The organism is Ruminococcus sp. NK3A76, from assembly GCF_000686125.1.
Taxonomy (GTDB): Bacteria; Bacillota; Clostridia; order Oscillospirales; family Ruminococcaceae; genus NK3A76.
Map to the genome: position 1 here is coordinate 2,398,913 of NZ_JMMA01000002.1, position 17,691 is coordinate 2,416,603.

The window sequence follows — 17,691 nt, forward strand, 5'->3', positions numbered from 1 at the left end:
AGGATATGCGTGAATATTACTGCGATATATCATTGACCTGCGCCTTTGCTGCTGTTATAATAGTTATAACAAGAGGAGGCGGTCATATGAAAATAGTAAACTGGGCGATAATCGGCACAGGGCGCATTGCCCACACCTTTGCAGAGTCTCTGCACGGCACCGAGGGGGCAAGGCTTTACGCTGTCGGCTCACGCACGCTTTCAAAGGCGCAGGCTTTTGCCGATGAGTTCGGCTTTGAAAAGGCCTACGGCAGCTACGACGAGCTTGTCAGAGACAGCAGGATAGATGTCGTGTATATCGCAACACCCATGTCAAGCCACTATAAAGACACGATGCTCTGCCTTGATAACGGGCTGAATGTCCTTTGCGAAAAGTCCGCCGCACTGAGCTTGTCCGAGCTTGACGAGATGCTTGCAAAGGCCGCAGACAAGGGGCTTTTCTTTATGGAGGCCATGTGGATGAAGTGCCGCCCCGTCTACCTCAAAGCGCTTGACTGGGTAAGGACAGGCAGGATAGGCACGCCGCAGTTTTTAAAGGCCGACTTCAACAACCTCGTAAAGTACGACCGCAGCGACAGGCTGTTCGCTCCCGAATGCGGCGGCGGTGCGCTGCTTGACCTGTCGGTTTATCCGCTGACCTTTGCGCTTGACTTCTTAGGTGCGCAGCCTGAGAATATAACGACCTACGCCCACATCGGCAAGGACGGCGTTGACCTTTCTAACACCATCCTATTAAAATATGAAACCGCCTATGCCGATATCAGCGCCGGCTTCGAGGTGCCTGCTATCAACCGTGCGGTCATCTCTGGCGACAAGGGCAGCATAGTTTTTGCCGACTGGTTCTTCTGCTGCTGCGAGGTGAGCCTTTACGATAGTGAAACAAACCTCGTCGAAAAAAGCGAGATACCAAACGAAGTAAACGGCTATGAGTACGAGATAAGAGAAGTCCACCGCTGCCTGGAGCACGGGCTTATCGAGAGCAGCCTTGTGCCGCACTCATCGACAAGGGCTGTCATGAAGATAATGGACGAATGCCGCACACGCTGGGGCATGAAGTTCCCGGGGGAAAACTAAGAAAAGCGCCGGCTTTGTAAATCTAAGGTTTACTGAACCGGCTAAAAGAATATAGAATAAATAATAAAGTTATTGTGTCTTATCAGAGAAAGCCGATAAGACACAATGTTTTTTGAAGATCATCGCCAAAGGCGATACCTTTATTATTCATTACTCTTTATTCTTTATTATTTCTTATTTTAGAATTGGCGGCAATGACAAAGTCATTACCGCCAATGCGCACTTTATTTTCCGCCCGAAACGGTGAGTCTGTTGAGCGCACGTTTGAGCTTCTGCTCGGCACGCTCGAACTCCTTCTGGCTTTTTTGCTCTCTGATGCGCCTTTCAGCGTCCTCTTTTGAGCGTTTTGCCCTTTCAACGTCTATCTCATCAGCCCACTCGACAGCCGATGCCACAACGACGCATTCGCTGTTGCGCACCTTTATCATGCCTGCCGAAATAGCCGCCACACGGAAAGTCCCGTCCTCCTGCATGACCTTCAAAGGCGAAGCCACAAGGTTTGCAGCGTAGGGTGTGTGCCCTGCAAGTATGCCGACATTTCCTGCCGGTGTCTTGGCTATGAGCTGCTGTGTCTCGCCCTCGAAGAAGGTCTTTTCGGGCGTTATAATCTTTAGCTTAAAAGGTTTCATCACAGCTTCTCCCGTTAATTCATGTTCTTGGCTTTCTCTACAGCCTCGTCTATTGTGCCGACAAAGAGGAATGCAGACTCGGGCAGGTCGTCATGCTTGCCCTCGATTATCTCCTTGAAGCCTCTTATCGTCTCCTTGATAGGAACGTACTTGCCCTGATAGCCTGTGAACTGCTCGGCTACGAAGAACGGCTGCGACAGGAAGCGCTGTATCTTTCTTGCACGGGAAACGGTGAGCTTGTCTTCCTCAGACAATTCGTCCATACCCATGATAGCGATGATATCCTGTAATTCCTTGTATCTCTGGAGGATAGACTGGACCTGTCTTGCCACCTGATAATGCTCGTTGCCGACGATCTCGGGCGAGAGTATCCTCGACGAGGAATCCAGCGGATCAACTGCCGGGAAGATACCCAGCGATGCTATCTGCCTTGAAAGAACCGTCTGCGCATCAAGGTGTGCGAAGGTCGTAGCAGGTGCCGGGTCTGTCAGGTCGTCCGCAGGAACATATACTGCCTGAACGGAAGTGATAGAGCCCTTGTTTGTAGAGGTTATCCTCTCCTGGAGTGCGCCCATCTCTGTTGCAAGTGTCGGCTGATAGCCAACTGCCGAAGGCATACGTCCGAGCAGCGCTGAAACCTCAGAGCCCGCCTGTGTAAATCTGAATATGTTGTCGATAAAGAGAAGCACGTCCTGCCCCTCGACATCTCTGAAATACTCAGCCATAGTAAGACCCGAAAGGCCTACTCTCATTCTTGCCCCGGGCGGCTCGTTCATCTGACCGTACACGAGAACGGTCTTGTCGATAACGCCCGATTCCATCATTTCGTTGTAAAGGTCGTTGCCCTCACGGGTACGCTCGCCAACGCCGGTGAATACCGAGATACCGCCGTGCTGGTTAGCTACGTTGTTGATAAGCTCCTGTATAAGAACTGTCTTGCCAACGCCTGCACCGCCGAAAAGGCCTATCTTACCGCCCTTAAGGTATGGTGCGATAAGGTCTATAACCTTGATACCTGTTTCAAGCACTTCGCTTGCAGCCTTCTGCTCCTCGTAGGAGGGCGGCTGACGGTGGATAGCCCACCTTTCCTCTGCTTCCGGGGCAGGCTTGTTGTCAACAGGCTCACCCAGGAGGTTGAATATTCTTCCAAGTGTCGATCTGCCGACAGGAACAGTGATGCTCGAGCCGGTGTCTACGGCATCTGCACCTCTTACCAGTCCGTCAGTCGAGCCCATAGCGATGCATCTTACAACGTCATCGCCTATATGCTGTGCTACCTCGACAACGAGCTTTGTGCCTGCGTTGTCTATCTCGATAGCGTTCAGAAGCTGCGGCAGGCAGTTCTTTTCAAACTTTACATCGACAACAGCGCCGACGATCTGGACTACCTTGCCCACATTTTTCTCACTCATTGGTCTCACACCCTTACTTTATAATGCATAATGCTTAATGCATAATGCATAATTGTGGTATCGGCTTACGCCGATATATGGCCATTCGGCCAACCGCCTAACGGCGGCATTTGTAAATTGATATTTTGCGGCGCAGCCGCTTTAAAATCCGTCCTGCGCAGCAGGACACCTTCATTATGCATTATGCATTATGCATTATGCATTGATCTATCATTCTTCCCTCAGCGAGCCCGAAGCTATCTCCGTCAGCTCCTGAGTTATCTGACCCTGTCTTGCTCTGTTGTACATCAGCGAGAGGTTTGCTATCATCTCGTCGGCGTTGTCTGATGCAGACTCCATAGCAGTTCGCCTTGCCGCCTGCTCTGACGCAAACGAGTCAACAGTTGCCGCATAGATCATACCCGATATGTACTGGGGTATAAGCCCGTCGAATACCTCCTCGGGCGAGGGGTCGTATATCATAAGCGACTTCTTTTCTCCGCTGCCGCTTATCATCTGTTTTACAGGAAGTATCGGCATGAACACCGGCTCCTGAGTCAGCGCCGAAACGAAGGTCGTGTAAACAAGCTCCACCCTGTCAAACTCGCCCATACGGAAGCGCAGTATTATGTTTTCCGCAATGTCGAGCGAATCGTACACGTTAAGGCTCTCAGCTATGCCGGGGTATTCATCGAGCACCTCGAAGTCACGCTTCCTGAAATACTCGACCGCCTTCTTGCCAATAGTTATGACCTTGACTGTAAAGCCTTCATTCTTGTGCTCGTTAGCCTTTTCAAGTGCGAGCTTCAGGACGTTGTTGTTAAAGCCGCCTGCAAGCCCTCTGTCACCTGCGATAACTACCATAAGAATAGTTTTGAGCACTTCCTTTTTGGTGTATATCGAGCTGAAAACATGATCTCTCGAAACATCGGCCATTGTGTCATACACTGCCGCAAAGAAAGGCTGCGCAGCAAGCGCCCTTTCCTTGGCACGCCTCAGCTTTGACGAAGCCACCAGCTCCATAGCCTTGGTTATCTGCCTTGTACTCTCAACGCTTTTTATACGGCGCTTAACGTCCTTCATATTTGCCGTTGCCATATAAACTTACTCCTTTTGAGTTAAAGGTTATTTATTGTATTACTTGTTCTTAAGGAATTTCTTGATGCACTCGTCAAGTGCCTGCTTAAGCTCTGACTCTGTCTCCTCGGAGAGCTCCTTGGTCTCTCTGATATTGCCGGTAACGCTCGGGTGAGCCGACTCTACATAATCAAACAGCTCTGCCTGGAACTCAGCGATATCCTCAACTGCTATATCCTTAAGGTAGTTGTTTACCACCGCATAGATTATGAGCACCTGATGCTCTACCTTAAGCGGCGAATTTCTGCCCTGCTTCAGGACTTCCACGATGCGTTCGCCCTGTGCAAGTCTGTCCTTGGTGTCCTTGTCAAGGTCAGAGCCGAACTGCGAGAAGCTCTGGAGCTCTCGATACTGCGAATAGAGCAGCTTAAGCGAGCCTGCGACCTTCTTCATAGCCTTTATCTGAGCCGAGCCGCCGACACGGGATACCGAGATACCCGGGTTTACCGCAGGTCTTATACCCGAGAAGAAAAGCTCTGTTTCGAGGAATATCTGACCGTCGGTAATGGATATAACATTTGTCGGGATATATGCGGAAACGTCGCCTGCCTGTGTCTCGATGATAGGCAGAGCGGTTATCGAGCCGCCGCCGTAGTCCTTGTTGAGGTTGCAGGCACGCTCGAGCAGTCTTGAATGGAGATAGAATACATCGCCGGGGTAAGCCTCACGTCCTGTAGGACGCTTGAGCAGCAGCGACATGGTTCTGTAAGCCACAGCGTGCTTTGAGAGGTCGTCATAGACACACAGCACGTCCTTGCCCTGCAGCATGAAATACTCAGCCATAGCAACGCCTGCATAAGGTGCTATATACTGGAGCGGTGCAAGCTCGGAAGCCGTAGCCGATACGACGATAGTGTAATCCATAGCGCCTGCCTTGTCGAGCGTTTCAACAACGTTCGCAACAGTCGAGCGCTTCTGGCCTATAGCGACATAAACGCAGATAACGTTCTGCCCCTTCTGGTTGATTATAGTATCAAGGGCGATAGTCGTCTTACCTGTCTGTCTGTCGCCGATGATAAGCTCACGCTGGCCTCTGCCTATCGGTATCATCGAGTCGATAGCCTTGATACCTGTCTGCAGCGGACGGTTTACCGACTGTCTTGTTATGATACCGAAAGCCGGGCTCTCGATAGGTCTTTTTTCGTTTGTAAGTATAGCGCCCTTGCCGTCGATAGGCTGGCCGAGCGAGTTTACGACACGCCCTAAAAGCTCCTCACCAACGGGAACGGAAACTATATTACCTGTTCTCTTTACCTTGCTGCCTTCCTTGATGCCCTCGTCGTTACCGAGCAGAACAGTTCCGACAAAATCCTGCTCGAGGTTGAGAGCCATGCCGAAGATGCCTGTTTCAAATTCCAGCAGCTCACCCGACATACAGTTATCAAGTCCGTGTATCCTTGCTATACCGTCACCGACAGTTACAACAGTACCCGTGTCGGCAAGCTCGAGCTTAGAATGATAATTCTTGATCTGTGACTTGATAATGCCGGTTATTTCATCAGGCCGTAAATTCATAATCTGATCAATGCCTTTCGTTATATTTTTTATGCAATAAACTATGCAATATATGAGTCAATGCTCTTTCTAAGATCATCGAGCCTCTTTCTCAGCGAGCCGTCGATCTCCGAGTCGGAATATCTGACTATGATACCGCCGATTATCGACTTATCGACTTTCTTGTTTATAAGCACCGTCTTGCCCGACTGTGCTTCGAGCTTTGCTCTGAGCTTCTGTTCGAGCTTGTCGCTGATAGGCTCCGAGGTGACCACCTCGACCTCCATGATGCCCTTGCTGTCATTGTACAGCCCGTGGAAAACGTCGTATATCTTATCAAAATACCTGACTCTCCCGTGGTCTGCCAAAACATTTAAGAAGTTGAAGGTGTTTTCGCTCACCCTGCCCCCGAAAATGCTCTTTATGACATCGTGCTTGTCTCCCTCGCCCATAGACGGCGACGAGAGCAGCTGTATAAGCTCATCATTGTCATCAAAAATGACTTTGAGCGCCTTAAGCTCTTCAAAAGTATCCTCTAAGGTCTTCTGCTCGACACTCAGCTCAAACAGAGCATCAGCGTAGACCTTCTCTACCGACTGTGCCATTACAGATCACCTACACTGTCAATAAAGTTCTCGATAAGTCTCTCGTTATCGGCAGAGCTTACCTCCTTCTCGACCACCTTAGCTGCTGCGCCGAGGGCAATATCAGTGATCTCGTCCTTTATCTGATTGACTGCGATCTTCTTTTCACGCTCTATCTGATCGTGTGCATTGTCAACGATAGCCCTTGCCTCGTTCTTGGCATCTGCGATTATCTCATCAGAGCGCACCTGAGCTTTCTTGGTGGCTTCTCTTACTATCTCAGCGCTTTCTTCCTTAGCGCCTTCGAGCTTGTGAGAATACTCCTCTTCGAGTGCCTTTGCATTTTCCTTTGCCTCGTCAGCTTCCTTGTAGGTATTCTCGACCTCAGCCTTGCGTGAATCGAGCACCTTGTTGACAGGCTTGAACAAAAAGTGCTTAAGCACTAAAAACAGTATCAGCAGATTGAGCCAAGTAGGGATCAGCGTCGCAAGATCAATGCTCAGAAAATCAGTCACATTACCTGCTGCATAAAGCATTTATATCCCTCCGAACGTCAGTTTACTTTGTCTTTTTATCAAAGCTTGCCAATGAACGGATTTGCAAACAGCAGGATAAGTGCAACAACGAATGCATAGATACCTGTTGACTCAGCCATAGCAACACCGATGAACATTGTTCTTGTGCAGTCGCCCTGAGCCTCAGGCTGTCTTGCGATAGACTCGATAGTCTTACCTACTGCGTAACCTTCACCAATACCGGGGCCTATACCTGCGATCATTGCAAGTCCTGCACCGATTGCCGAGCAGCCCAATACGATAGCCTTTTCCATAGAAAATTCCTCCAAATAAAAAAGATTTGTCATTCCCTTTGCGGGATAGTTGTTTTATTAAAATGCCGTGCGGCATTTTGTAAACTTCGTTTACAGTTAACAGTCTTATCCAGTTAATAGTTAACAGTTAACAGTTAACAGTTGTGGTATCGCCCTGACGGGCGATGATATGTAAGTTTTGCGAAGCGAAACTTAGCTGTGAAGCGCAAGCAGACGAGCCCCATATCGGGCGTTTGCCCCGACTGTTTTGACTGAAGCCGACCATTTAGCTTACCTCACAGTCAAGTTTCGGAAAATATAAAGCATACAGCCAGACAGAGAACGGTCAACTTTTAAGATCCGTGCGGCGAAGCCAAGTTATGCGAAGCGAAACTTGCGTCCTTTAAGCCTTTGGCTTAAAGACAATACACAATAACTATTCACTATTCACTATTCACTATTCACTGAGCGCCAGCGCTTCAATCTTTCCCTGCCGCTACGTTTACCATAGTCAGCATCGAGAAGATGTAGGCCTGTATAGTGCCTGAGAACAGGTCGAAGTATACAGACAGCACTGCCGGGATACCTACCTGGAACACGTTGAATGCCCACGAGCCGGCTGCGAACGAAAGGCCTATTGCCTGCGACAGCGAGCCCAGAGCTCCGTAGAGAAGGCCTGAGATGACCATACCGCCGGCGATGTTGCCGAACAGACGGAACGCCATAGATGCAGGCGTTGCTATCTCGCTTATGATATTAAGGGGCATCATAAAGCCTATCGGCGAGAAGAAGCCCTTTATGTAGCCGCCGAAGCCGTGATACTTTATCTTTGTGTAGGTTATCATTGCGAATGTGATGATAGCCATGCCGAGTGTCGTGTTAAAGTCAGCCGTTACCGAGCGCAGACCCACAAGGCTGATGAGCGAGCCCAGCAGAGCATACAGCAACAGAGCGCCTATGTACGGTGCATAGCCCATCATATCCTCTCCCATGTTGCTGCGCACCATGTTGTTGACAAACTTCACCATTTCCTCAGCTATGACCTGCCTTTTAGTGTCAGGCACCTTTTTGAGGCTGCTCGTGAGCACCTTGCACAGCACAAACACTATAGCAATGACCAGCCAGCCCATGACGACTGTCTCGGTGCAGTGCCAGCCGAATATCTCAAATACGACCTTAGGACCCTGTCCTACTCCGTCCATAACTAATCCTTCTTTCTTAAGAGCCCGTCAAGGCCCAGCAGTATTTTAGGAAAGAGCTGCGGCATGAGCACGCCGACAAAGCTCATAGATCCAAACCATAAAGACACCGCCCCGAGCATGAACAGCCCGAAGAACCTGTAAAGATAGCAGCGCACCATCATAGCCTTGGCCTTTTTGATATCCTTACAGCCGGCGGCGTATCCGCAGGTGCGTGCAAGGTATATAAGGCAGGCGCAGGCATAGACATACCCCACGGCAAAGCCCGGGATCTCCCGCCAGTCCCTCGTGATAAGAAGGCTCAGGACAAGGCAGACGGCTGTCATAATGCCCATTTTAGGTATCAGCGAGAGAACTATCTCACCTATACCGCTTTTATCAAGTGCCGGTGTTCCGAGCAAGCGCTTAAGCATATTTTTCAAACCCATCACGCCCAATCGGAAATTTGACTAATATCAAACAAGATACAGTCATACAATCATAAATAGATTATATCACATTTGGCGAAGATTTTAAAGTACAATTGAAGATTATATACATTTTATTTACATTTATTACACATCTTGGAAATGTTTATCATATGCATAAACTCAGCAAACAAGCAGATAATAAAATCGGTCATAACCAAACACCAAATTTCAAGAAAAGGAATGAGACTACGATGAAGAAGCTATTAGCATTCATTCTCAGTGCAGCGGCAATAGCTGCGATAACGACAGGCTGCTCGGCGACTGACGGTGACGTAGACGCAGGCAATGGTGCAGGTGCCGGCACAACGACCACCACGACCACAAGAAGCAGGACAGACCGCAGCGACGGCCACGGCTCGTCAAGCGGCGAGATAAGCGACGACATCGCCGACGGCATCAACGACGGTCTTGACAAGACCGAGAGCGTTGTTGACGACATCCTGAAGTAAGAAAAAGAGCCTTGCCTTACGCAGGGCTCTTTTCAGTTAACAGTTAACAGGTAACAGGTAACAGTTGTGGTGTCGGCTTACGCCGACGAGATGCCCATTCGGGCAGAAACGCTGCGCTCAGTGAATAGTGAATAGTGAATAGTGAAGAATGAATAATTGAAGGCAAGTCCGAAGGAGCTGTCTTCTTCGTCTTCGTCGTCCTTGTCGTAAATGTCGTGGCATACCGAAGGGGGTGAGCGGCAGCTTCGCTGACGCAGGGGGGCGACCGGAAAGCCCCCCTACCGTAGCGTGAGGATAGTGAGAGACTACCCTTTTAGCTAAATCGTGGGGTCGGTTTGCCTTCAAGGGAGCACTCTCGCTCCCAAGGGGTACACCGAGGGGCTTTCGAGCCGACCTTGTAGGCTCATGCGCCACCTCGACCCTTCGGTTCGCCGCCTTCGGCGGCTCTGCCCGAATGGGCATAAGCGGCGTAAGCCGCACATCAACTGTTACCTGTTACCTGTTACCTGTTACCTGAATATGCGCCTCTCCTTAATTGTGCATCAAAAAAGCAGCCTCCTCGGAGACTGCTTTCTTATTTATCAGTAGAACTTCGCTTTCAGCTTGACAAACAGTACCGCACCGCCTGCAAGGAGAAGTATCACTACGATCACGATAACTACTACTACAACAGTGTTTGACTTGCTGCTGTCTTCCTTTTCGGTGGTCATCTGTGTGTCTTCAGCCTGCTTCTTCTGCTCCTGTACCTGGAGCTCCTCGACAGTCTCTTTCGGAGTGGCATTCTCGTTGTAGCCGTCAAGGTTCTTGATGTAGCCCTTGTCGTCAGGAAGTGTTATGTCGATGTTGTCTATCGTCATTATCTCGCCTGTGTAGGCCTTCTGTACGGGTATCTCGATAACTATCTTTGTGGAGTTCGCCTTCTTGGGAACTGTCACGAGCGCCTGACGGTACTGGTTGATGTTGTCGGAGATAGTCGTGTTCTTTGCAACTACCGAAACACCGCCTGCGCATGTGTTGTCCTCCTTGGCGGAGAACAGTGCAAACGACTTGCCGACGAGCGCATCAACGCCCTTTTCGTCAAAGCTGTATGTAAGCACGAGCATCGAGCCGTCAAATGTCGATAAGCCGAAGCTCTTTGCGTTGAGCTCGATACCCATTGTGAGCAGACCCTCAGCGCCTTCCTCAACGTCAGGGAACATGGTCTTGTTGTTTTCGTCCTTGAACACCCATGCGACGTTTTGAATATCCTTTATCTCAGCGGTGTTCTTAGCCTTTACCTTAAGCGATGCGCCCTGGTAAGCCCTGTCAGTCTCCGACACGATGCTGAGCCCTGCCTTTTCAGACTCCTCTGTCAGCTTGACATAGTTTTTCCATTCGCTGTTATCGAAGGAGAGCGTATAGCCTATCTTATCCTTTTCTGAAACGGCCATTGACTCATCGTACTTGAATTTGATAGCCTTTTCCTTTTTCTTGCTGTCATCAGCCATTACACAGGCCGCACAGCCGCAGGCGATAACAGCCGCAGCGCATAAGCTGACAAGCCTCTTAAGAAGCATACAAACACCCTTTCATTCACGTTCAGGCAATACCGCACGACCATTGTATGTCAGTAGCAGATGGCATACAAAGGCGTTGGCCGGCGGCCCAGCGGTGTTGCCTTTATAATTCTATAGGTTCCATAAGTGTGAAAAAGAGGCACATAATGCACCTCTTAAATCCCTATAATATTTTACACTATTCTGCAATTTTTGTCAATAGTTAAATCAAATGAAAATATTCCCCCTATCCGACAATGCAAAGTCACTATGCACAATGCTTTTTCAATGCAGAATGCATAATGCATAATGCATAATTGATGTGCGGCTTACGCCGCTTATGCCCATTCGGGCGGAAACGCTGCGCTTAGTGAATAGTGAATAGTGAAGAATGAATAGTGAATTGAACCTGTATAATAAAACTACACATTTGAAGTTAATAATGATATAATATAAAAAAAGGAGTTGGCTTCAAATGAGCACACATGGAGAAAACAGTCGGGAATTCAAATTTAAGATCATGGAACTGCACTTCAAAGATAACATATCTGTGAAAGTGTTATCCGAAAAATTCGCAATACCGGAGCAAACGATCTACACATGGCGCAGAGAGTACAGAAAGTACGGCGAGGATGCATTTGTAGGCTGTGGGAAACAGCGTCCGCAGGATGCAGAACTTAGGCGATTGAAGAAAGAAAACGAAAAGCTCAGGATGCAGGTAGAGATCTTAAAAAAAGTTGCGGCATATCAGGCAGAGCAAGAGTCAAAGAAAAGATAGATGACTTGCGGGCGAGAGGATTGGATAAATATCCGATCAATCTGGTATGTCAGACTCTCGGGATAAGTACAAGATCATATTATGACCGAAAGGAAAACCCTCGCAGCAACAAAGAAAAAGAAGATCTGGAGCTTGTAGAGATAATGCAGACGATCTTCGCTGAAAGCTATGAGGAGTATGGCAGAGTGCGTATGAAAAAAGCACTTGAAGAAGCCGGATACCCGATGAGTGAGGGGAAAGTCGGAAGGCTGATGCGTCAAGGAAATATGTACCCGAAAAAATGCAAAAAATATAGGGCAACGACCAACAGCAGGCACAAGTATCAAGTTGCAGAAAATCTTCTTGACCGCAATTTTAATGCTGATAAGCCAAACCGAAAGTGGTGCGGAGACAGCACTTACATATGGACAGACGAAGGCTGGCTGTACGCAGCAGGGATAATAGACCTATGTGCACGTGATTGTGTCGGATTAAGCTTTAGCAGCAAACACACGCAGGAGCTGATGATCGATTCGCTTGATCAGGCATTCAAAAAATACAAGCCGGGCGAAGGACTGCTGTTCCATTCTGACCGAGGCGTGCAATATGCTTCCAATGCATACAAAAACAAGCTTCATAAGTACAATATGATCCAAAGCATGTCTCGAAGCGGTGTGCCATATGACAATGCACCTATGGAAAGCTTCTGGGCAACGGTCAAAAATGCCTGTGTACATGGCTGTAGGTTCAAAACGAGGAAGGAAGCCGAGCTAAAAATATTTGAATACGTCTTTGGCTTTTACAACACACATCGTTATCACAGCTCAAACGGCTTAAAAACGCCATATGAGCTCAGAAATGAAAAGCTTTCTATTGGCTGATATCAATAGTTTTATTAACTTTATGTGTGCAGAAAACTTGACAGGTTCAAATAGTTAAGGTGTGCGCCGCAGGCGCATATCCGAAGGGTCGAGGTGGCGCATGAGCCGACAAGGTCGGCTCGAAAGCCCCGCTTTTTCAGTTAACAGTTAACAGGTAACAGGTAACAGTTATGGTGTCGCCTCACGGCGACGTATGCCCATTCGGGCGTATTGACCTGACGGTATTGTTAAAATCGTAGGCCAGCATTCCGAATGGTCGAGGGGCGACCGGAAAGCCCCTCAGTGTACCCTATGGGAGCGAGAGGGCTGCCTTGAAGGCAAGCTGACCCCACAATTAAGCGTAAGGGTAGTCTCTCACTATCCCTACGCTACAGGTAGGGGGGGCTTTCGAGCTGTCGCAGACAGCTCATGCGCCACCCCTGCGTCAGCGAAGCTGCCGCTCACCCCCTTCGGGTTGGCAAGCCCTACAGCTTAACCGAAACCGTCCGACTGACAGGCCGAATGGCCATACGTCGGCGTAAGCCGACACCTCAACTGTTACCTGTTACCTGTTAACTGTTACCTGAATATAGCCTGTTACCTAACAAAAAGCCCCCGAGAAAACCTCGGGGGTCTTTGTGTCTTAGCTCATGCCAAGGAAGCCGAAGTATTGCTTCTTGGGCATTACTGAATCATCAACTACGGAAACGTGCTCCTCGCCGCCGTCGGTCAGACGGTAGAAGATGTGCGTCTCGTCAAGCCAGCCGACATCGGGGACTATGCCTCTCTTGCCCTGGCTGGATATCGTCTTCTTGATGCCCTTCTGCCTGAGCTTGAAGAACTTCAGATCCTTGTCCTGACCGTAGGGTACAACGTAGATGTTCACCGAGCCCTTGAAGCTGTTCTGAACGTCTGCTATGTAGAAGCGGTACTTGCCGTCGGGAGATACCGTGTTCTTGTAGTCGGTCATCATGTTTATCTTCTCAGCCGAGGACTTGTAGAGGTCGTAGACTTCTGTGCCGGGCTCTAAGTTTATGTCGATAAGAGTCTCTGTCGAGTTGCCTGTCATGAGCATATTCATAACAATATATGCAACTATGCCGAGAACGTAGAGCAGCAGGTAGATAGTGCCCATTATGACCTTTGCCGTATCCCCCACTCCGCAGACGAAGAAGCCCACGAGCGCCACGATAAACGGCGGTATGATGAGCAGCCAGTTGCCCATATTGAACAGCAGCAGACAGAACACCACAGGCAGCAGTATCAGCGCCATCACGCTGGTGACCTTCTGCTCTCTTGAATATATCATCAGCAGCAGGAAAAGAGCGCTCGCTGCGATATAGATACCGTAGAAGGTACCCTCTGTGCCCTCGTTTATCTCAAGGGTATACAAGAATGTCGCATATGTAAGCATAGTGATGATGCCCACATACATTATGTTAAAGACCGCAACGGTCCTTTTTACCCAGATATTGGATAAAAGATCCATCATAACTGATTCCTCCGTATTTTTAATTGTCTCCGTCGGCTACAGCCTATCCGTCCGCACAGCGGAGCCGTGACTATATGCCAAATTATATTATATAACATATTTTTGAAAAAATCAAGAGCTTTAGGGGAATTTTTTATAATGCCTTTTGCAATGCATAATGCATAATGCATAATGCATAATTGCGGTGTCATGTCCTTTTCGCCTTCAGCTCAAAGGACGCAAGTTTTGCTTCGCATAACTTGGCTTGCGCCGACGTATGGCCATTCGGCCGGTAACGCTGCGCTCAGTGAATAATGAATAGTGAAGAGTGAATAGTGAATAGTTGTGGTGCGGCAAAGCCGCTTATGCCCATTCGGGCTGTCTTCGTCCTCTACTCAGCGTGTTGGGATATCCCCGAAGGGGGTGGCGTAGGCGCAGCCGGAGCAGGGGGGCGACCGGAAAGCCCCCCTACCTGTAGCGTGAGATAAGCGAGAGACTACCCCTGAGCTGATACGTCCGGGTGCTTACCTTCAAGGGAGCTCTCTCGCTCTCCGAGGGTACACGAGGGGCTTTCCGGTCGCCCCTCGACCCTTCGGATATGCGCCTGCGGCGCACACCTTAACTATTCACTATTCACTATTCACTATTCACTGAGCGCAGCGTTTCCCTTCTCCTGTCATATTCTACAAATTGGCCGCCCCTCGCTTGTGAAAGGCTACAAACTTTTGCGGCAATGTTGTATTTTGGACTGTTTGATGTTAAAATATTTATAATGCAATAGTGAAAGATCATTGCCGGCGGCTTGATGTCAGCTGTCGGCTGTGTTAAAGAGGTCATATTATGGATAATGTCAGAAGGATCCTTGCGCTGGTGCTTGCTGCCTGCCTTGCAGCACCCCTTGCTTGCTGCAAAAACAGTGACAGCAGCGCTGAGATAGAGATACCTATTTTGGAAACGAGCTCGCCTGTTTATAATACCGTCAAGGCCGAGGTGGGCGATATATCCGAGAAATATTACGGCGAAGCGTCCTACGGAGTGGCGCATGAGATGGCGGCTATGTTCACACGCTCGGGGCAGATAAAGGAGATAAACGTCGAGATAAACCAGCAGGTCAAAAAGGGCGACGTGCTCTGCGTGCTGCGCTCGGAGGACATAGAAGCTCAGATAGAGGAAGCCCGGGTGTGGCTAAAACAGGCGGAGAGCACATACAATAAGCTCCTTGCCAAGGGCAATGTCCCGGCAACAGAGCTTGAGTACGCACGCATCGACTACGAGCTGCAAAAGCTCAACCAGCAGAAGCTGGAGCGAGAGCTGCTGCAGTACACGGTGACAGCCCCCTGCGACGGAACGATAGTCTGGATAAACAACCGCAACAAGGAACTCAATGTCAACACCAAGGTATACCCCGACTGGCTGTGCAAGATCAGCGACAGCAGCCAGAACGCACTCAGCTGCAAGATGTTACAGCAGATAGACAGCATAGGCTACGGCACGAGGGTGATAATAACCTCCACCACAGGCGAATACGAGGGCTATGTGACGGGTATGTACCAGCAGGGCGACGATGCCACGGCGCAGTTCATCTACGAGATACGCTGCGACAGCAAGGAAGTCGAGGGCACAAACAAGTTCAAGGTGTGCTTTGACGTATACGACAAGAAGGACGTTGTACTTGTCCCTGCGAATGCTGTCAAGAGCATAGGCGAGAGGAAGTTTGTCAACGTGCTTGTCGGCGGTGTAAAGGTCGAGCAGGACGTTGAGACAGGCATTGAGGACGGCGACAAGGTCGAGATAACAAACGGCCTGACCGGCGGCGAGGAGATAATCATCAACGGTGAAGCGGAAGACTGAAAAAAGCGGCGCAAGCCGCTTTTTCAGTTTAGAGTTAAGAGTTAACAGTTAACAGTTAATGTGCGGCTGCGCCGCTTATGCCCATTCGGGCGTATTGACCTGACGGTATTGTTAAAATCGTAGGGCAGCATTCCGAAGGGTCGAGGGGCGACCGGAAAGCCCCTCGTGTACCCCCTGAGAACGAGAGCGTACCCTTGAAAGTAAGCAGCCCCCATACTCTTTGGGAGCAAACACTTTATACTGTATAAAACCTTTCCTCATAATTGTGTCTTTGGTTTTCAACACCTTTATCTGACCGCCGCTTAGGCGTGTCACGCAAAGTCTTTGATAACCGCAGCGTAATTGAGCTATCGAGAGGCAAAGAGAGATTCAGGAAAGGGGGAGTTTGAGGGGGGAAACCTAAAGGGGGAAAGTCCTCCGATAGCGGCGTAAGCCAAATATCCTGTCCTCCTTTGGGTTTCCCCCCTCATATCGTACCCTATGGGAACGAGAGCGTTCCCTTGAAGGAAAGCAGCCCCCACAATTTAGCTAAAGGGTAGTCTCTCGCTATCCCTACGCTACAGGTAGGGGGGGCTTTCCGGTCTATCCCACCACGCTATGAACTCCCCTGTTTAAGCGGTTTCTATGTCGCTTGTGACAACATTCGTGTCAACAATAAGGCTGTTGAAATAATCATCGATACGCTTGTCAACGAGCTTGCGTTCGTCAGAGAATGTGTGCTGATATATCGTCTTTAAGACATCAGGCGTTGACCAGCCGCCGCGTTCCATAGCGTACTTGTCTGGTATGCCGAGCATAAGCATTATCGAGGCATTCAAGTGCCTTAAATCGTGAAATGTCATCTCAATTCCGTTTTCAAGCATAAGTGTTCTGAACTTGTTGTAAATAGCACTGTGCGTGTCCTTGATGATGAAATCATTCTCGGTTTCGTGCGGCACTTTCTCAATAAGCCTTGTGATGTATTCGGGTAACGAAATCGCTCTTGTTGAACAGCTTGTTTTGTTCACTTCCCGAATGTGGTCTGAACCGCCGAACCTGACATTTGCTCTGTTAACGAATAAAACGCCGTTTCTGACGTCACTGAACTTTAACCCCCTGACTTCACTCATACGAAGTGAAAGCCACATAGCGAGCAGGCAGGGCAGTTCTATTGACGTGTTTCTGATTATGTTCAAGACTGTGCGAGCGTCTGGCAGCTCTTTAGTCTTGTTTCTCTTCGGCGGCAGCGTAACGTTAATATCGGGCTTTATGCCGTGTATCTTTAACGCTGCAAGCACTAAACACTTTGCATCTTTTAATGACCTGTACCCGAGCCGCTTTGCATCTTCGTTTATTGCTCTTTGCAGGGTGAGCGTGTCAAGCTTTTCCGCTTTTATGTTCATAACCGACTGTAGGCGCGTTCTGCGTGTTCTTTCATAGCCGTATATTGTTGACGGTGCAAGCACGTTCCTTTTCAGCTCGATGTAATCATCAATAGCCTTGCCGACAGTCAGCGACTTTGCCGAGATTTTTCCTTTTCCCCCTTTTTCAAATTCTCTTGCTAATTTTTCAGCTTTCCAGCGTTCGTCTGCGGTGAATGATTTGAATATCTGTTTTCCGTTTACATCGCGTCCGAGAAAAACTCTCGCTCTCCAGTTTCCACTTTTAAGCTTTTGTATATTTGCCATACTACACCATTCCTTTCAATTTTGACGGTGTGTAATATAGCTCTGTGTTCAAATTTATTATATATTTGCTTTTTAGGTTTGTCAAGTCGGAAAAACGGGCTTTAAGCCGAGACTATCACGGGTGAAACCTCTTTTTTTCATCAAATTGCAGTTTCTATGTTCTGCACAATAGCGATAGATTTAAACTGTGGAATATGCACAGGTGTGAATTCTATCTGATTGGCATAAAACTTTAACCATACGGCATAACATAACTTCTTAATGGTAAATTGTGGGCTATCAGCCATAGGTTATCAGTCCTTTCTGTGTTGGTTGT

At 48.8% G+C, this 17,691-nt stretch carries 17 protein-coding genes; 5 read left to right on the top strand and 12 right to left on the bottom strand.

The window, feature by feature from the left end; all coding sequences use genetic code 11:
* Positions 1-86 precede the first annotated feature (86 nt).
* Positions 87-1,073 carry a Gfo/Idh/MocA family oxidoreductase gene (locus CD05_RS0111165; RefSeq protein ID WP_028510563.1) on the top strand — a complete coding sequence of 329 codons (987 nt, stop codon included), beginning with the start codon at positions 87-89 and terminating at the stop codon, positions 1,071-1,073.
* Between the two features lie 224 nt (positions 1,074-1,297).
* On the opposite strand, the gene atpC is transcribed toward CD05_RS0111165, so the two are convergent.
* The 9 genes from atpC to CD05_RS0111210 form a co-directional block, all read right to left on the bottom strand.
* Complete coding sequence (gene atpC / locus CD05_RS0111170) at positions 1,298-1,702, bottom strand: ATP synthase F1 subunit epsilon (protein ID WP_028510564.1); 405 nt, start codon at positions 1,700-1,702, stop codon at positions 1,298-1,300.
* Positions 1,703-1,716: 14 nt separating this feature from the next.
* A complete protein-coding gene (gene atpD, locus CD05_RS0111175; protein WP_028510565.1) occupies positions 1,717-3,114 on the bottom strand; it encodes a F0F1 ATP synthase subunit beta in 1,398 nt (465 codons plus the stop codon).
* 210 nt (positions 3,115-3,324) lie between these two features.
* On the bottom strand, positions 3,325-4,191 hold the full coding sequence (atpG, locus tag CD05_RS0111180) for an ATP synthase F1 subunit gamma (RefSeq protein WP_028510566.1): 867 nt from the start codon (positions 4,189-4,191) through the stop codon (positions 3,325-3,327).
* 39 nt (positions 4,192-4,230) lie between these two features.
* On the bottom strand, positions 4,231-5,745 hold the full coding sequence (gene atpA / locus CD05_RS0111185; RefSeq protein WP_028510567.1) for a F0F1 ATP synthase subunit alpha: 1,515 nt from the start codon (positions 5,743-5,745) through the stop codon (positions 4,231-4,233).
* Between the two features lie 41 nt (positions 5,746-5,786).
* Positions 5,787-6,329, bottom strand: coding sequence for an ATP synthase F1 subunit delta (gene atpH / locus CD05_RS0111190; RefSeq protein ID WP_028510568.1), 543 nt, complete (start codon positions 6,327-6,329; stop codon positions 5,787-5,789).
* Complete coding sequence (locus tag CD05_RS0111195) at positions 6,329-6,844, bottom strand: F0F1 ATP synthase subunit B (protein ID WP_037322967.1); 516 nt, start codon at positions 6,842-6,844, stop codon at positions 6,329-6,331. The genes atpH and CD05_RS0111195 overlap by 1 nt, the downstream gene beginning before the upstream one ends.
* 38 nt (positions 6,845-6,882) lie before the next feature.
* Positions 6,883-7,137: an ATP synthase F0 subunit C gene (gene atpE, locus CD05_RS0111200; RefSeq protein ID WP_028510570.1), complete on the bottom strand. Its 255-nt coding sequence runs from the start codon at positions 7,135-7,137 to the stop codon at positions 6,883-6,885.
* A gap of 458 nt (positions 7,138-7,595) precedes the next feature.
* Positions 7,596-8,318, bottom strand: a complete 723-nt coding sequence (locus CD05_RS0111205) for a FoF1 ATP synthase subunit a (protein ID WP_028510571.1) — start codon at positions 8,316-8,318, stop codon at positions 7,596-7,598.
* Between the two features lie 2 nt (positions 8,319-8,320).
* Complete coding sequence (locus CD05_RS0111210) at positions 8,321-8,737, bottom strand: hypothetical protein (protein ID WP_028510572.1); 417 nt, start codon at positions 8,735-8,737, stop codon at positions 8,321-8,323.
* Positions 8,738-8,976: 239 nt separating this feature from the next.
* Here CD05_RS0111210 and CD05_RS0111215 point away from each other — a divergent pair, with 239 nt between their 5' ends.
* Entirely contained in the window at positions 8,977-9,234 is a 258-nt protein-coding gene (locus tag CD05_RS0111215) for a hypothetical protein (protein ID WP_028510573.1), read from the top strand.
* Positions 9,235-9,815: 581 nt separating this feature from the next.
* Here the strand turns inward: CD05_RS0111215 and CD05_RS0111220 are convergent.
* Positions 9,816-10,790, bottom strand: coding sequence for a hypothetical protein (locus CD05_RS0111220; protein ID WP_028510574.1), 975 nt, complete (start codon positions 10,788-10,790; stop codon positions 9,816-9,818).
* Between the two features lie 454 nt (positions 10,791-11,244).
* Here CD05_RS0111220 and CD05_RS0111225 point away from each other — a divergent pair, with 454 nt between their 5' ends.
* Positions 11,245-11,547 carry a helix-turn-helix domain-containing protein gene (locus tag CD05_RS0111225; protein WP_028509370.1) on the top strand — a complete coding sequence of 101 codons (303 nt, stop codon included), beginning with the start codon at positions 11,245-11,247 and terminating at the stop codon, positions 11,545-11,547.
* Positions 11,548-11,552: 5 nt separating this feature from the next.
* On the top strand, positions 11,553-12,407 hold the full coding sequence (locus tag CD05_RS0111230; RefSeq protein WP_242841254.1) for an IS3 family transposase: 855 nt from the start codon (positions 11,553-11,555) through the stop codon (positions 12,405-12,407).
* Positions 12,408-13,029: 622 nt separating this feature from the next.
* Here the strand turns inward: CD05_RS0111230 and CD05_RS0111235 are convergent.
* Positions 13,030-13,878 (bottom strand): hypothetical protein, encoded by an 849-nt coding sequence (locus CD05_RS0111235; protein ID WP_028510576.1) that lies wholly within the window; start codon positions 13,876-13,878, stop codon positions 13,030-13,032.
* Positions 13,879-14,697: 819 nt separating this feature from the next.
* Between CD05_RS0111235 and CD05_RS0111240 the strand changes: the two genes are divergently transcribed.
* Entirely contained in the window at positions 14,698-15,708 is a 1,011-nt protein-coding gene (locus CD05_RS0111240; RefSeq protein WP_028510577.1) for an efflux RND transporter periplasmic adaptor subunit, read from the top strand.
* A 611-nt stretch (positions 15,709-16,319) separates the two neighbouring features.
* Here CD05_RS0111240 and CD05_RS0111245 read toward each other — a convergent pair.
* On the bottom strand, positions 16,320-17,375 hold the full coding sequence (locus CD05_RS0111245; protein WP_028510578.1) for a site-specific integrase: 1,056 nt from the start codon (positions 17,373-17,375) through the stop codon (positions 16,320-16,322).
* Between the last annotated feature and the right edge of the window lie 316 nt (positions 17,376-17,691).

Bases quoted from the DNA above. Each gene is read 5' to 3' on its own strand.
- CD05_RS0111165 (WP_028510563.1), top strand. From the start codon at position 87: ATGAAAATAGTAAACTGGGCGATAATCGGCACAGGGCGCATTGCCCAC.
- atpC (WP_028510564.1), bottom strand. From the start codon at position 1,702: ATGAAACCTTTTAAGCTAAAGATTATAACGCCCGAAAAGACCTTCTTC.
- atpD (WP_028510565.1), bottom strand. From the start codon at position 3,114: ATGAGTGAGAAAAATGTGGGCAAGGTAGTCCAGATCGTCGGCGCTGTT.
- atpG (WP_028510566.1), bottom strand. From the start codon at position 4,191: ATGGCAACGGCAAATATGAAGGACGTTAAGCGCCGTATAAAAAGCGTT.
- atpA (WP_028510567.1), bottom strand. From the start codon at position 5,745: ATGAATTTACGGCCTGATGAAATAACCGGCATTATCAAGTCACAGATC.
- atpH (WP_028510568.1), bottom strand. From the start codon at position 6,329: ATGGCACAGTCGGTAGAGAAGGTCTACGCTGATGCTCTGTTTGAGCTG.
- CD05_RS0111195 (WP_037322967.1), bottom strand. From the start codon at position 6,844: ATGCTTTATGCAGCAGGTAATGTGACTGATTTTCTGAGCATTGATCTT.
- atpE (WP_028510570.1), bottom strand. From the start codon at position 7,137: ATGGAAAAGGCTATCGTATTGGGCTGCTCGGCAATCGGTGCAGGACTT.
- CD05_RS0111205 (WP_028510571.1), bottom strand. From the start codon at position 8,318: ATGGACGGAGTAGGACAGGGTCCTAAGGTCGTATTTGAGATATTCGGC.
- CD05_RS0111215 (WP_028510573.1), top strand. From the start codon at position 8,977: ATGAAGAAGCTATTAGCATTCATTCTCAGTGCAGCGGCAATAGCTGCG.
- CD05_RS0111220 (WP_028510574.1), bottom strand. From the start codon at position 10,790: ATGCTTCTTAAGAGGCTTGTCAGCTTATGCGCTGCGGCTGTTATCGCC.
- CD05_RS0111225 (WP_028509370.1), top strand. From the start codon at position 11,245: ATGAGCACACATGGAGAAAACAGTCGGGAATTCAAATTTAAGATCATG.
- CD05_RS0111235 (WP_028510576.1), bottom strand. From the start codon at position 13,878: ATGATGGATCTTTTATCCAATATCTGGGTAAAAAGGACCGTTGCGGTC.
- CD05_RS0111240 (WP_028510577.1), top strand. From the start codon at position 14,698: ATGGATAATGTCAGAAGGATCCTTGCGCTGGTGCTTGCTGCCTGCCTT.
- CD05_RS0111245 (WP_028510578.1), bottom strand. From the start codon at position 17,375: ATGGCAAATATACAAAAGCTTAAAAGTGGAAACTGGAGAGCGAGAGTT.